This is a genomic window from Streptomyces sp. NBC_01474 (assembly GCF_035918215.1).
Classification (GTDB): Bacteria; Actinomycetota; Actinomycetes; order Streptomycetales; family Streptomycetaceae; genus Streptomyces; species Streptomyces aureus.
The window spans coordinates 5109880-5123827 of sequence record NZ_CP109449.1; the positions used below are offsets into that span (position 1 = coordinate 5109880).

At 65.6% G+C, this 13948-nt stretch carries 11 protein-coding genes and 2 rRNA genes; 2 read left to right on the top strand and 11 right to left on the bottom strand.

The window, feature by feature from the left end; translation table 11 throughout:
- Nucleotides 1–163: 163 nt before the first annotated feature.
- Both OG758_RS23415 and OG758_RS23420 read left to right on the top strand, forming a co-directional pair.
- On the top strand, nucleotides 164–955 hold the full coding sequence (locus tag OG758_RS23415; RefSeq protein ID WP_100599392.1) for an ECF subfamily RNA polymerase sigma factor, BldN family: 792 nt from the start codon (nucleotides 164–166) through the stop codon (nucleotides 953–955).
- 257 nt (nucleotides 956–1212) lie between these two features.
- Nucleotides 1213–2418, top strand: a complete 1206-nt coding sequence (locus tag OG758_RS23420) for a DUF5667 domain-containing protein (RefSeq protein WP_326711773.1) — start codon at nucleotides 1213–1215, stop codon at nucleotides 2416–2418.
- Nucleotides 2419–2535: 117 nt separating this feature from the next.
- Here the strand turns inward: OG758_RS23420 and OG758_RS23425 are convergent, their stop codons facing one another.
- From OG758_RS23425 to OG758_RS23475, 11 genes are all read right to left on the bottom strand, one after another.
- Nucleotides 2536–3588: a lysophospholipid acyltransferase family protein gene (locus OG758_RS23425; RefSeq protein ID WP_326711774.1), complete on the bottom strand. Its 1053-nt coding sequence runs from the start codon at nucleotides 3586–3588 to the stop codon at nucleotides 2536–2538.
- A gap of 14 nt (nucleotides 3589–3602) precedes the next feature.
- Entirely contained in the window at nucleotides 3603–4658 is a 1056-nt protein-coding gene (locus OG758_RS23430) for an NAD-dependent epimerase/dehydratase family protein (RefSeq protein ID WP_326711775.1), read from the bottom strand.
- Between the two features lie 276 nt (nucleotides 4659–4934).
- Nucleotides 4935–5033: a 30S ribosomal protein bS22 gene (locus tag OG758_RS23435; RefSeq protein ID WP_003948845.1), complete on the bottom strand. Its 99-nt coding sequence runs from the start codon at nucleotides 5031–5033 to the stop codon at nucleotides 4935–4937.
- A 120-nt stretch (nucleotides 5034–5153) separates the two neighbouring features.
- On the bottom strand, nucleotides 5154–5366 hold the full coding sequence (locus tag OG758_RS23440; RefSeq protein WP_127832639.1) for a helix-turn-helix domain-containing protein: 213 nt from the start codon (nucleotides 5364–5366) through the stop codon (nucleotides 5154–5156).
- A gap of 129 nt (nucleotides 5367–5495) precedes the next feature.
- A complete protein-coding gene (locus OG758_RS23445) occupies nucleotides 5496–6311 on the bottom strand; it encodes a phosphatase (RefSeq protein ID WP_326711776.1) in 816 nt (271 codons plus the stop codon).
- Between the two features lie 107 nt (nucleotides 6312–6418).
- Nucleotides 6419–7594, bottom strand: coding sequence for an acetoin utilization protein AcuC (locus OG758_RS23450; protein ID WP_326711777.1), 1176 nt, complete (start codon nucleotides 7592–7594; stop codon nucleotides 6419–6421).
- Nucleotides 7545–8759: an MFS transporter gene (locus OG758_RS23455; protein ID WP_326711778.1), complete on the bottom strand. Its 1215-nt coding sequence runs from the start codon at nucleotides 8757–8759 to the stop codon at nucleotides 7545–7547. Before OG758_RS23455 ends, OG758_RS23450 begins: the two co-directional genes overlap by 50 nt.
- 130 nt (nucleotides 8760–8889) lie before the next feature.
- A complete protein-coding gene (locus OG758_RS23460) occupies nucleotides 8890–9618 on the bottom strand; it encodes a VC0807 family protein (protein WP_326711779.1) in 729 nt (242 codons plus the stop codon).
- Nucleotides 9619–9754: 136 nt separating this feature from the next.
- Nucleotides 9755–10399: an HAD family hydrolase gene (locus OG758_RS23465; protein ID WP_326711780.1), complete on the bottom strand. Its 645-nt coding sequence runs from the start codon at nucleotides 10397–10399 to the stop codon at nucleotides 9755–9757.
- A gap of 71 nt (nucleotides 10400–10470) precedes the next feature.
- A 5S ribosomal RNA gene (rrf, locus tag OG758_RS23470) occupies nucleotides 10471–10587 on the bottom strand.
- 89 nt (nucleotides 10588–10676) lie between these two features.
- Nucleotides 10677–13800: ribosomal RNA gene (locus OG758_RS23475) — 23S ribosomal RNA — on the bottom strand.
- Between the last annotated feature and the right edge of the window lie 148 nt (nucleotides 13801–13948).

The window sequence follows — 13948 nt, forward strand, 5'->3', positions numbered from 1 at the left end:
TTTCAGTTACGGAAGCGACGTAATCGGTGATTTGAGCAACTGGGTGTAGCGCTCCCTGCACGAAGCGTTATTCTCCTCAGACGCAAACCGGTACCCACACGTCAACACGACGAGTGAACGGTCCCGCACTGCACGTGATGGAAGCTCTGCCTCTGGGAGTCCCGTGTACCCACACGTCGGGGTTGACGCCTCGGGCCTGGCTACGCTGCGCGCAACGGTCTCCGACCGCTTGCGCGGCTTCGTCCCCACCGCGTACGCCGTCCCCGCCCTCGCCGTCGCGGCACCCGCCGCGAACGGCCCTACCGGTCCTTGCTATGCCCTGGCTGACGGGAGCACCACGGTCGGAAGACGAGCCCGATCCGGTTCCGCCGGTACGTCCACCGCTCGCCGCCCCGCCGCGGACAGCGACAGCGCCCGCATGATGGATCTCGTCGAGCGCGCCCAGGCGGGCGAGGCCGACGCGTTCGGCCGCCTCTACGACCAGTACAGCGACACCGTCTACCGCTACATCTACTACCGCGTCGGCGGGAAGGCGACCGCCGAGGATCTCACCAGCGAGACCTTCCTGCGGGCCCTGCGCCGCATCGGCACGTTCACCTGGCAGGGGCGCGACTTCGGCGCCTGGCTGGTCACGATCGCGCGGAACCTGGTCGCCGACCACTTCAAGTCGAGCCGATTCCGCCTCGAAGTGACCACCGGCGAAATGCTCGACGCGAACGAGGTCGAGCGCAGCCCAGAGGACTCCGTCCTGGAGTCCCTGTCGAACGCCGCCCTGCTCGACGCGGTGCACCGGCTCAACCCCCAGCAGCAGGAGTGCGTGACCCTGCGCTTCCTGCAGGGCCTCTCGGTCGCCGAGACCGCCAAGGTCATGGGCAAGAACGAGGGCGCGATCAAGACGCTCCAGTACCGCGCTGTGCGCACCCTGGCGCGCCTGCTCCCGGACGACGCCCGTTAGCGACCGGTGGGGCCCACCCCACCCGACGCGTCGCTCTGTAACTATCAACTCACCTTCTGTGAGGGGCAGATGGGATCGCGGTCCGATCATCCGCCGTCCGTAACCCAAGTGCCGCGTCGCTCGTTATGCGGGATGCAGGCTCCCTGTGGTCACTCCCCGACTGCTTCCACTCACTCGATCGTGTGGAAGCGCTCAGGGTGTGCAACCCTCAGGACCCCCTGGGGAGTCGACCGTCATGACGAGAGGAGGTGCCGCCAGTGATCGCGAACGTATCGGCACACCGGCGGGCGAACGCCTTCGCCCAGGCCCTGGAGGAGCAGTCCGACCGGGAAGCTGCGGCCGTACAGCAAGAAGAGCCCTCCGCCGAACGAGGCGAGCAGGGCAAGCTGTTGGCTCTGGCGACCGGACTGGACGAGCTGCCCAAGCCTGAGCTTGACCCCGAGGTCAAGGTGGTTCAACGAGCCCAGCTCGTGGCCGCCATGGAGGCCATGCTGCTCGAAGGCACGGCTGCGGGGGGTGCGGGGCCAGGCCCTTCCGTGCCCGAGCAGCGCGCGCGCAAGGGCGCTCACCGGGCGAGCCCGCTGCGGAAGTTGCGACCCCGCTCACGCCTGTCCAAGGGCATCGCGGCCGGCGGCCTCACCGTCGGTGTCGCCGCGGGAGCCTTCGGCGGCGTAGCCGCTGCCAGCTCCGACGCCCTCCCCGGTGACCACCTCTACGGACTGAAACGCGGGATGGAGGACCTGAAACTCGGCATGGCCGACGGCGACTCCGACCGCGGCCGGATCTATCTCGACCAGGCCTCCACCCGCCTGAGCGAAGCGCGCAGGCTCATGGAGCGCGGCCGCAGCGGACAGCTCGACCACGAATCCCTCGGCGAAGTCAGGCGCACGCTCTCCGGCGTCCAGTACGACGCCTCCGAGGGCCACCGCCTCCTCCTCGACGCCTACCGCAGGGACGGCTCGCTCGGCCCCATCCAGGCCCTGTCGTCGTTCACCCGGTCCCACCGCGAGAACTGGGACGCGCTGCGCCACCGCCTGCCCGTACAACTCGGCGACGTGGGCGCACAGGTCAGCTCGGTCTTCGACGCCATAGACCAAGAGGTCGACCCGCTGCGGTCCCTGCTCCCGCAGGTCCCCGAAAAGAACGGCCGCACCGGCGGACAGCCCGGCATCCACGACAGGACGCCCGGTTCCTCCGGCGACGAACGCTCCACCCCGACGGCCGGCGGAAGCTCGCACGGCCACCAGGACAGCTCGGGCAAACCCCGCCCGTCCTCCTCCGGAACCCACGACGACGGCCTCCTCGACGACACCACCGGCGGCCTCCTAGACCCGCCCAAGGACGACACCAGCCCCACCCCGTCCGAAGGCAAACACACCACCCCGAAGCCCGACGTCACACTCCCGCCCCTCCTCCCAGGCCTGCTGCCCGGCCTGGGAATCGACAGCGAGGACGCGGACTAGTCACTCCGTCACGTGTTACGTGAAGGGGGCGGCCACCGAAATCCGGTGACCGCCCCCTTCACGTATGTCCCATGTCCCTGCGTCCCTGCGGGCAGTTCCCCCGGACCGCAGCCGGCGTCAGAAGAACACAGACCTCCGCTGCACCAGCAGCTTGTACAGCGTGTGCTGGATCTGCTCCCTCACCTGGTCCGTCAGGTTGAACATCAACATCGGATCCTCGGCCGCCTCCGGCGGGAAGCCGTCCGTCGGGATCGGCTCGCCAAACTGGATCGTCCACTTCGTCGGCAACGGCACCGCACCCAATGGACCGAGCCACGGGAACGTCGGCGTGATCGGGAAGTACGGGAAGCCAAGGAGCCGCGCCAGGGTCTTCGCATTGCCGATCATCGGGTAGATCTCCTCCGCCCCGACGATCGAGCACGGCACGATCGGTGTGCCGGCCTTCAGGGCCGTCGAGACGAAGCCGCCACGCCCGAACCGCTGGAGCTTGTACCGCTCGCTGAACGGCTTGCCGATGCCCTTGAACCCCTCCGGCATCACGCCGACCAACTCGCCCCGCTCCAGGAGCCGCTGCGCATCCTCCGCACAGGCCAGCGTGTGGCCGGCCTTGCGCGCCAGCTCGTTGACCACCGGCAGCATGAACACGAGGTCCGCGGCCAGGAGCCGCAGATGCCGGTTCTGCGGATGGTTGTCGTGCACGGCGACCTGCATCATCACGCCGTCCAGCGGCAGCGTCCCCGAGTGATTGGCGACGATCAGCGCACCGCCGTCCGCCGGGATGTTCTCGATGCCCTTCACCTCGACCCGGAAGTACTTCTCGTACAGGGGCCGCACCAGGGACATCAGGACCTGGTCGGTGAGTTCCTTGTCGTAGCCGAACTCGTCGACGTCGTAATCGCCCGTCAGGCGCCGCCGCAGGAACGCGAGGCCGCCCGCGATGCGGCGGTCCAGGCCGCCACCGGCCTGCGGCCGCTCCCGCGGATCCGGCTCCCGCACGGCGGTGGGCAGTGACGGCTCGCGGTCCTGCTGCTCGGGCAGCGGCGCGACCTCGCGTACGGTCGCGGGCTCGCCCTTGCGCCGGCCGCTCGCGCCACGGCGGCGCGGAACCACCTTGCCGGCGCCGGTCCGCGACCGGTCGTCGTCGAACGGAATGACCTTGGCATCCGCCATCGTTGATGCGCTCCTCAGCTGGCGCTCTGGGGGTGGCCGCCGCCCAGGAAGGGCAGCGAGGCGATCCGGTCGACGGCCCCCGCGAGGGCCTCCGGCGGCAGAAGTCCGGGGCCGCGGCCACGGGCGAACTCCGCGAAGGTCTCCGCCGTCGTGTACTCGGGCCGATAGCCCAGCGTCTCTCGCATCTGGGCCGTCGACACGACCCGCCCGTGCGTGAGCAGCCTGATCTGCTCGGGCGAGAAGTCCGTCGCGCCCAGCGTACGCAGGGCCGACCCCACCCAGGTCACGGCCGGCAGGAACACCGGCACCGTCGGCCGCCCGAGCCGGCGCGAGCACTGCGACAGGAGCAGCACGCCGTCACCGGCGACGTTGAACGTGCCGCTGTTGAGCGTCCCCCGCGCCGGCTCGTGCGACGCGATCCGCAGCACCTCGATGACATCGTCCTCGTGGACGAACTGCAGCCGCGGGTCATAGCCAAGGACGGTCGGCAGGACCGGCAGCGAGAAGTACTCGGCGAGCGGCGAATCCGCGGCGGGACCGAGGATGTTCGCGAACCGCAGCACGCACACCGCGACATCGGGCCTGCGCCGGGCGAACCCGCGCACGTACCCCTCGACCTCCACGGTGTCCTTGGCGAAGCCGCCGCTGGGCAGCGACTTGGGCGGCGTCGTCTCGGTGAACACGGCCGGGTCGCGCGGCGCGGACCCGTACACGTTCGTACTGGACTTCACCACGAGCCGCTTGACCGCCGGCGACTTCTGGCACGCGCCGAGCAGCTGCATCGTGCCGATGACGTTGGTCTCCTTGACGGAGCCCCGGCCGCCGCTGGCCAGCGGGGTGCCCGTGACGTCCAGGTGGACGACCGTGTCGACGGAGTGCTCGGCGAGCACCCGGGCGATCGCCGGCTGCCGTATGTCCGCCTGGAGGAAGTCGGCGCCCCCCAGGTGATGCGCGGGCGCCACCGCGTCCACAGCGATCACCCGGTCCACCTCGGGATCACGCTGGATGCGTCGTACGAAACGGCCCCCGAGCTGCCGGGCCACCCCGGTCACGAGCACGACCTTGCCCAAGATCAGCGCCTACCTTCCGTCGCAGCCCTGCCGCGCCCCAGTTCCGCACCGCCTGGCTCTCGCCGCCACGTTAGCGGGTCGATGTTGCGCTGTGATGACCGCGCGATGCAGGAAGTGACGACAGCCACAGACGTACGTACAGACCGAGGTCGCCAGGACGTGGCCCTACGCTCCCACACAACCCCGCGAAATCGGCCTCATAAGGCCCGTGGAACGACTGTGGCCCCTCCACCGGACGGTGGAGGGGCCACAGAGCGCGCTTGTTGCAGCGGTCGCCTACTTCTTGTTGCGACGCTGCACGCGGGTGCGCTTCAGCAGCTTGCGGTGCTTCTTCTTGGCCATCCGCTTACGCCGCTTCTTGATAACAGAGCCCACGACTACCCTCGCTCACTTCTCTTCACTCGGTGCGGGGCGTCTGGGCCCACACGACCTACGTCGGCCTAGCCTACCCGGCCCAGCGCTGAGCCTGTAATCGAGGGATCCCGGAGGATGCCGTCAGGCTGTCCCCACCCCCACATAGGACTCGCGGAGGTACTCGTGAACCGCTTGTTCCGGGACTCGGAAAGACCTTCCGACCCGGATCGCGGGCAGATGACCACTGTGCACCAGCCGGTACACGGTCATCTTCGAGACTCGCATCACCGAGGCGACTTCCGCCACGGTCAGGAACTGCACCTCGTTCAGAGGCCTACTCTCACCAGCAGCCATGACACACCTGAACCTTCCGCACTCGACGGCCACCGGCTTCCCCTTCCGGTGACTCAACGTCGTTGCGTGCTCACTCCCCAGACTAGGGGCGTGTGGTGCGAGTGGGGAAGAGGAGCAGCGGATGGCCGCCTACTGTGACAGACACGCTCGATTGAGTACATAGCGAGTAAGCGGTCGGTAGTAATCAGACCGCACAGCGTCATCAAGCGGAACGACTACGGACACCCGCCCCTCGGCCTCCCCCACGAACAGCGCGGGATCATCCGTATCCGCGAGCCCGATGGCATCGAACCCCAACTGACCTGCGCCGCAGACCCATCCATGGTCACCCACGACCAGCTCCGGCAGCAGCCCGCCGGCCTGCGCTGCGGCCGCGAGCACCGTGCGAACCGGGAGGGGTGAGTGGGTGTGTGCGCCGGTCTCACTCCCCGGCTCGCGCGCGCCGGGTTCCCGCACCAGCGCGACTCCACGGACGTAGTCGAGGTCGTACGTGCGTAGACCGAACCGGGTCGTTATGTCGACACTCTCACCCTGCGCGGGGGTGAGGACGGGACATCCCGCCGCCGACAGGGCGTCCGCCAACGCGGCGTAGAAACCGAGGAGTCGATGCGGGTGACCCGTCCCGAACAGCACCGGGACACGACCCCGCGCGGCCTCACCGAGCCGCTTCGCGAACGCGTCGAGCGCGGCCAGCGTCCGCTCCGGATCGATCACGTCGAACCCCGAGGTGTCCCCCGGATCGCCCGACACCCCGCACTTGTCGGCCATCAGCGCGAGCAGATCCCGCTGTCCCCAGCTCCACTCCGGGTCGAGGCCCAGAAGTATCCGGGGATCCCTGGCCGCGAAGAGCCGATAGCTGCGCAGACTCACCTCACGGGAGGTCGCAACGGGCCCGGCCAGATGGGCGGCCAGCAGATGCGCACGCAGCGCTCCGGTGCTCAACACCCGTGTGATGCTGGCGCATTGGGGCACCTGCCACCCCTAAAACCCCGAAAACACCCCACACTTGGCGTAACACCCCGTACTCTCACGGGCCGCCCACCCCCACACCGCTACGGCAACAGCCCGCGCAGCGGGAACACCGCACGCCGGGTCGCCAGAACCGCCTGGTCGAGCCGGTCCGCCGGGTCGTACCCGGAATCCCACTCGTTGTACGAGACCGGCCACCGCCCGTCCGTCATCCGCGTGGGAGCCAACTGCCGTGTCCTGGCGAACACTTCCTGCCGCCAGCTCTCCGGAATCACTGCCTCGGGCGCGACCTCGTGCCCGGCGGCGATCCCCACCAGATGCGACCAGGACCGCGGCACCACGTCCACCACGGCGTACCCGCCACCGCCCAGCGCGACCCACCGCCCGTCCGCATGCTCGTGCGCCAGCTCATGACAGGCGGCCTGCACGGCGCGCTGCGCGTCGAGCGACACCGCCAGATGCGCCAGCGGATCCTCGAAGTGCGTATCGGCCCCGTGCTGCGTCACCAGGACCTGCGGCCTGAACTCCGCCAGCAACTCGGGCACGACGGCGTGAAAAGCCCGCAGCCATCCCGCGTCCCCGGTCCCCGCCGGCAACGCCACATTGACCGCCGACCCCTCCGCAGGACCGTCGGCCCCCGTCTCCTCGGGCCACCCGGTCTGCGGAAACAGCGTCCGCGGATGCTCGTGCAGCGAAATGGTGAGCACCCGCGGGTCCTCCCAGAACGCCGCCTGCACCCCGTCCCCGTGGTGCACGTCCACATCCACGTACGCGACCCGCTCGGCACCCAGCTCGAGGAGACGAGCGATGGCCAGCGCCGCGTCGTTGTAGATACAGAACCCGGAAGCACCCCCGGGCATCGCATGGTGCAGCCCGCCCGCGAAGTTCACCGCGTGCAGCGCCTCCCCCCGCCACACGGCCTCCGCCGCGCCCACGGACTGCCCGGCGATCAGCGCCGACACATCGTGCATACCGGCGAAGGCCGGATCGTCGACCGTCCCCAGCCCATAGGTCCCATCCGCCGAAGCCGGATCGGCGGACGCGGCCTTGACCGCCTCCACATAGTCCTCGCGGTGCACAAGCCGCAGCGTCGACTCACCCGCCCGCTTGGCGGTGACGACGTCCACCTCACGATCGAGCCCAAGAGCCCCGACGAGACTTCTCGTCAGGGCCAGCCGGACCGGATCCATCGGGTGATCCGGGCCGAAGTCATAGCCCGTTACTGCCTCGTCCCACATCAGCTGTGCGCGGCCGCTCATGCCCGTCACCGTATCGGTCCGCTGCAGGGGCGAAGGACCGGGCATACACGAGTGTCACGAGCACCAACACCATAGGAACGAGCATCGCCCCCCGGTAGTTCCACGCATCGCCCAGAGCACCCACAAGGGGCGAACCGATCAGAAATCCCACATAGTTGAAGACATTCAGCCGGGCAATCGCCGAATCCGAAGCGTTCGGGAAGAGCCTGCCCGCAGCGGCGAACGTCTGCGGCACGATCACGCACAACCCGAGCCCCAGCAGCGTGAACCCGAGCATCCCCACCCAGGGCCCCGGCGCCACCGCCACGACAGCGAACCCGAGCGCCGCCACCACGGCCCCGAACCGCACCACCACGACCGCCCCGAACCGCCGCACCCCGAGATCCCCGAGCGCCCGCCCCACCAGCGTCATCACCATGTAGACGTTGTACGGAACCGTCGACAGCTGCTCCGAACTGCCCAGCACGTCCTGGAGGTACTTCGCACTCCAGTTGGAGACCGTCGAATCCCCGATGTACGCGAACGTCATCACCAGACACAGCGGCAACAGCAGCTTGAACACCACCGGGCCACCCGAGGCGCCCTGAGCACCCTCACCGGCGCCGCTCTCCCCGTCGACGTACCAGCGACTCCCCACGAACGCCGCCGGCAACAGCAGCACGACCACCGGCAGATACGACACGAACAGCGAGAGCTCCCAGTGCGCCCCCACCCACGCGAGCGACGCCCCCACGATCCCGCCCAGGCTGTACGCCGCATGAAACCCGAGCATGATGCTGCGCCCGTACGCCCTCTGCAGGCTCACCCCGAGCATGTTCATGGACGCGTCCAGCGCACCCACCGCGAGCCCGAACGCCCCCAGCGCCAGGGCCGCTTGCCACAGCGAGCCCCCCGCCCCGACCCCGAGCAGAGCCAGCAGCACAACCGGCTGCGACCACCGCAGAACCCGGCTGGGCCGCACCCGCTTGACCAACTTCTCGGTACACACGCTCCCGACGCCGGCCAGGATCGGCACCGCAGCGAGAAAGACGGGCAACAGCCCATCTGATATGCCGTACTGATCCTGGATAGCCGGTATTCGAGTCACCAGGAGCGCGAACGCGGCACCCTGCACCAAGAAACTGAACGCCAGCGATCCTCTGCCACGCCGCAGCACTTCTGTCATGGCCGCACAGCGTATGCCCCAGAGCTACCCGTGGGTAGATGGATCTCGAGGCATCTCGAACGAAAGTTCCCGGCCGCCGTCATCGAGCGACCGGGAAGAGGGTGTGCGCTACGGACGTACCGGAGCCGTGTCAGGCGACGCGCTCCACCTGACCACGGCCACTCGCCAGCTCCTCCTCGAGCATCCGCTCCATCGGCCCCACGGCCAGACGCCCGCCGAACCGGACGGCCAGGACCACGGCACCCGCCATGATCACATTGCCGAGCCAGACCATCGTGTCGACCGGCAGCGTGTACGCCCCCACGATCCGCACCACGCACTCCGTGACCAGCGCCAGACCCCACACCGCCGTGAACATGCGCTCGGCCCGCACAAAGCGGCCCGGCCCCGCCGACAGACGCTCCCAGGCCGCGGTCCGCCCAGCATCCCCCTTGGTCACGAACGGCTTCAGCGCGGACGTGAGAAGCGGCTTGCCGGCCACGACCGACACCAGCATCGAGATGCCGACGACACTGCTGATCCCACTGTCCTTGGCCAGCATCAGCCGAGGATCGCCCGTCACCGTGCTCAGCAGCAGCCCCACCGTGTTGACGACGAGGATGACTCCGGCCAGCACATTGAGCCGCCGATCCCGCAGCACCCCCCACACGGTCCGCAGCGCCGGCAGCACGCTGCTCCACCCCAGGGCGGCCAGCGTGCTCATGCCGAACCCCTTGCTCAGCACGTAGTACGAGGCCATCGGCACGACCACGTCCACGACCAGCGGCTTGAGACTTCCCAGGAGGGCCGCACGGTCGCTCTGCGGGGCGGCAGCCGCGTCAGCGGACTTGACCGGTGTCTGTACAACGAGCTGACTCATGATCGGGTTCCCTCCGTCGTCACTGTGTACGTCCCGTTCTCGATGTACTCAGCTTCATGGAGGACCCCCTCGGCCCAACAGAAACGATCGTCCGGAGCTCGCGATGACAAATGTCAGGGCATCTCGTACGGAGATGTCATGAGAGCAGGTCAGGCAACTCCCTCATGTCGCCGAAGAGTTCGGTGGCCGCACTCAACCGGCTCGCCGGCGTCATGGCCGTGAACCCGTACACGTCCATCCCGGCGGCCACGGCGGCCTGGACGCCGAGCAGACTGTCCTCCACGACCGCGCACCCCTCCGGCGCCACACCCATGCGCCGGGCCGCGTACAGGAAGAGATCCGGCGCCGGCTTCCCCCGCCCGACATCCTGCGAACTGAAGATCCGACCGTCGTCGAACCACTTGTCGTGCCCGGTCTTGCGATGCCCGACGCGGATCCGCTCGTGACTCCCCGAGGAGGCCACGCAGTACGACACTCCATCGGCGGCCAGCTTCTCCACGACCTCCACGGCCCCGGGCACGGGCTCCAGCTCCCGCTCGAAAGCGGCGAATACCCGCCCGTGAAAAACATCGTCGAAGTCCTCGGGCAGCCGCTGCCCGGTGCGCTCCTCTACAAGATCGTGCACGCGGTGCATGGCAGAACCCATGTATTCCCTAAGGGATTCCTCGTACGAGGTGGGGTGCCCGAGTTCGGTGAGATAGCCGGCGAGAAGCTTGTTGGAGATCGGCTCACTGTCGACGAGAACGCCGTCGTTGTCGAAGATGACCAGGTCGTATCGCATAACTCGACCCTAAACGCAGAAAACCCCCGTAACAGGATTCTCATCCGTTACGGGGGTTTTCTTCAAAAATAGTTCGGCGGCGTCCTACTCTCCCACAGGGTCCCCCCTGCAGTACCATCGGCGCTGTGAGGCTTAGCTTCCGGGTTCGGAATGTAACCGGGCGTTTCCCTCACGCTATGACCACCGAAACACTATGAAACTGTCAACCGCACCACGCTCTGTGACAAACGTGGGGTTGTTCGTGGTTTCAGAACCAACACAGTGGACGCGAGCAACTGAGGACAAGCCCTCGGCCTATTAGTACCAGTCACCTCCACCCGTTACCGGGCTTCCAGATCTGGCCTATCAACCCAGTCGTCTACTGGGAGCCTTAACCCCTCAAGGGGGTGGGAATACTCATCTCGAAGCAGGCTTCCCGCTTAGATGCTTTCAGCGGTTATCCTTTCCGAACGTAGCCAACCAGCCATGCCCTTGGCAGGACAACTGGCACACCAGAGGTTCGTCCGTCCCGGTCCTCTCGTACTAGGGACAGCCCTTCTCAATATTCCTACGCGCGCAGCGGATAGGGACCGAACTGTCTCACGACGTTCTAAACCCAGCTCGCGTACCGCTTTAATGGGCGAACAGCCCAACCCTTGGGACCGACTCCAGCCCCAGGATGCGACGAGCCGACATCGAGGTGCCAAACCATCCCGTCGATATGGACTCTTGGGGAAGATCAGCCTGTTATCCCCGGGGTACCTTTTATCCGTTGAGCGACGGCGCTTCCACAAGCCACCGCCGGATCACTAGTCCCGACTTTCGTCCCTGCTCGACCCGTCGGTCTCACAGTCAAGCTCCCTTGTGCACTTACACTCAACACCTGATTACCAACCAGGCTGAGGGAACCTTTGGGCGCCTCCGTTACTCTTTAGGAGGCAACCGCCCCAGTTAAACTACCCATCAGACACTGTCCCTGATCCGGATCACGGACCCAGGTTAGACATCCAGCACGACCAGAGTGGTATTTCAACGACGACTCCCCCTGAACTGGCGTCCAGAGTTCAAAGTCTCCCACCTATCCTACACAAGCCGAACCGAACACCAATATCAAACTGTAGTAAAGGTCCCGGGGTCTTTCCGTCCTGCTGCGCGAAACGAGCATCTTTACTCGTAGTGCAATTTCACCGGGCCTATGGTTGAGACAGTCGAGAAGTCGTTACGCCATTCGTGCAGGTCGGAACTTACCCGACAAGGAATTTCGCTACCTTAGGATGGTTATAGTTACCACCGCCGTTTACTGGCGCTTAAGTTCTCAGCTTCGCACACCCGAAAGTGCACTAACCGGTCCCCTTAACGTTCCAGCACCGGGCAGGCGTCAGTCCGTATACATCGCCTTACGGCTTCGCACGGACCTGTGTTTTTAGTAAACAGTCGCTTCTCGCTGGTCTCTGCGGCCACCCCCAGCTCGAGGAGCAAGTCCTCTCACCAGTGATGGCCCCCCTTCTCCCGAAGTTACGGGGGCATTTTGCCGAGTTCCTTAACCATAGTTCACCCGAACGCCTCGGTATTCTCTACCTGACCACCTGAGTCGGTTTAGGGTACGGGCCGCCATGAAACTCGCTAGAGGCTTTTCTCGACAGCATAGGATCATCCACTTCACCACAATCGGCTCGGCATCAGGTCTCAGCCTTAATGTGCGACGGATTTACCTATCGCACGGCCTACACCCTTACCCCGGGACAACCACCGCCCGGGCTGGACTACCTTCCTGCGTCACCCCATCACTCACCTACTACAAGTCTGGTCCGTCGGCTCCACCACTTTCCTTTCCCCGAAGGGTCCGGAACGGCTTCACGGACTTAGCATCGCCTGATTCAATGTTTGACGCTTCACAGCGGGTACCGGAATATCAACCGGTTATCCATCGACTACGCCTGTCGGCCTCGCCTTAGGTCCCGACTTACCCTGGGCAGATCAGCTTGACCCAGGAACCCTTAGTCAATCGGCGCACACGTTTCTCACGTGTGTATCGCTACTCATGCCTGCATTCTCACTCGTGAACCGTCCACAACTCGCTTCCGCGGCTGCTTCACCCGGCACACGACGCTCCCCTACCCATCACGATCCCCGTTGGGGGTATATATCGCAATGACACGACTTCGGCGGTACGCTTGAGCCCCGCTACATTGTCGGCGCGGAATCACTAGACCAGTGAGCTATTACGCACTCTTTCAAGGGTGGCTGCTTCTAAGCCAACCTCCTGGTTGTCTGTGCGACTCCACATCCTTTCCCACTTAGCGTACGCTTAGGGGCCTTAGTCGATGCTCTGGGCTGTTTCCCTCTCGACCATGGAGCTTATCCCCCACAGTCTCACTGCCGTGCTCTCACTTACCGGCATTCGGAGTTTGGCTAAGGTCAGTAACCCGGTAGGGCCCATCGCCTATCCAGTGCTCTACCTCCGGCAAGAAACACACGACGCTGCACCTAAATGCATTTCGGGGAGAACCAGCTATCACGGAGTTTGATTGGCCTTTCACCCCTAACCACAGGTCATCCCCCAGGTTTTCAACCCTGGTGGGTTCGGTCCTCCACGAAGTCTTACCTCCGCTTCAACCTGCCCATGGCTAGATCACTCCGCTTCGGGTCTTGAGCGCGCTACTGAATCGCCCTATTCGGACTCGCTTTCGCTACGGCTTCCCCACACGGGTTAACCTCGCAACGCACCGCAAACTCGCAGGCTCATTCTTCAAAAGGCACGCAGTCACGACTGTATGTGCAAGCACATACAGCGACGCTCCCACGGCTTGTAGGCACACGGTTTCAGGTACTATTTCACTCCGCTCCCGCGGTACTTTTCACCATTCCCTCACGGTACTATCCGCTATCGGTCACCAGGGAATATTTAGGCTTAGCGGGTGGTCCCGCCAGATTCACACGGGATTTCTCGGGCCCCGTGCTACTTGGGTGTCTCTCAAACGAGCCGCTGATGTTTCGACTACGGGGGTCTTACCCTCTACGCCGGACCTTTCGCATGTCCTTCGCCTACATCAACGGTTTCTGACTCGTCTCACAGCCGGCAGACTGTGAAAGAGAGATCCCACAACCCCACATGCGCAACCCCTGCCGGGTATCACACGCATATGGTTTGGCCTCATCCAGTTTCGCTCGCCACTACTCCCGGAATCACGGTTGTTTTCTCTTCCTGCGGGTACTGAGATGTTTCACTTCCCCGCGTTCCCTCCACATACCCTATGTGTTCAGGTATGGGTGACAGCCCATGACGACTGCCGGGTTTCCCCATTCGGAAACCCCCGGATCAAAGCCTGGTTGACGGCTCCCCGGGGACTATCGTGGCCTCCCACGTCCTTCATCGGTTCCTGGTGCCAAGGCATCCACCGTGCGCCCTTAAAAACTTGGCCACAGATGCTCGCGTCCACTGTGCAGTTCTCAAACAACGACCAACCACCCATCACCCCGAACCAACAGATTCGAGTGCACTGGGGTCGGCACTGAAGGCGACCGATTCGGCCGTACCTTCAGACACCCAACAGCGTGCCCGACCCGGTC

Bases quoted from the DNA above. Each gene is read 5' to 3' on its own strand.
- OG758_RS23425 (WP_326711774.1), bottom strand. From the start codon at position 3,588: ATGGCGGATGCCAAGGTCATTCCGTTCGACGACGACCGGTCGCGGACC.
- OG758_RS23440 (WP_127832639.1), bottom strand. From the start codon at position 5,366: ATGGCTGCTGGTGAGAGTAGGCCTCTGAACGAGGTGCAGTTCCTGACC.
- OG758_RS23450 (WP_326711777.1), bottom strand. From the start codon at position 7,594: ATGAGCGGCCGCGCACAGCTGATGTGGGACGAGGCAGTAACGGGCTAT.
- OG758_RS23455 (WP_326711778.1), bottom strand. From the start codon at position 8,759: ATGACAGAAGTGCTGCGGCGTGGCAGAGGATCGCTGGCGTTCAGTTTC.
- OG758_RS23460 (WP_326711779.1), bottom strand. From the start codon at position 9,618: ATGAGTCAGCTCGTTGTACAGACACCGGTCAAGTCCGCTGACGCGGCT.
- OG758_RS23465 (WP_326711780.1), bottom strand. From the start codon at position 10,399: ATGCGATACGACCTGGTCATCTTCGACAACGACGGCGTTCTCGTCGAC.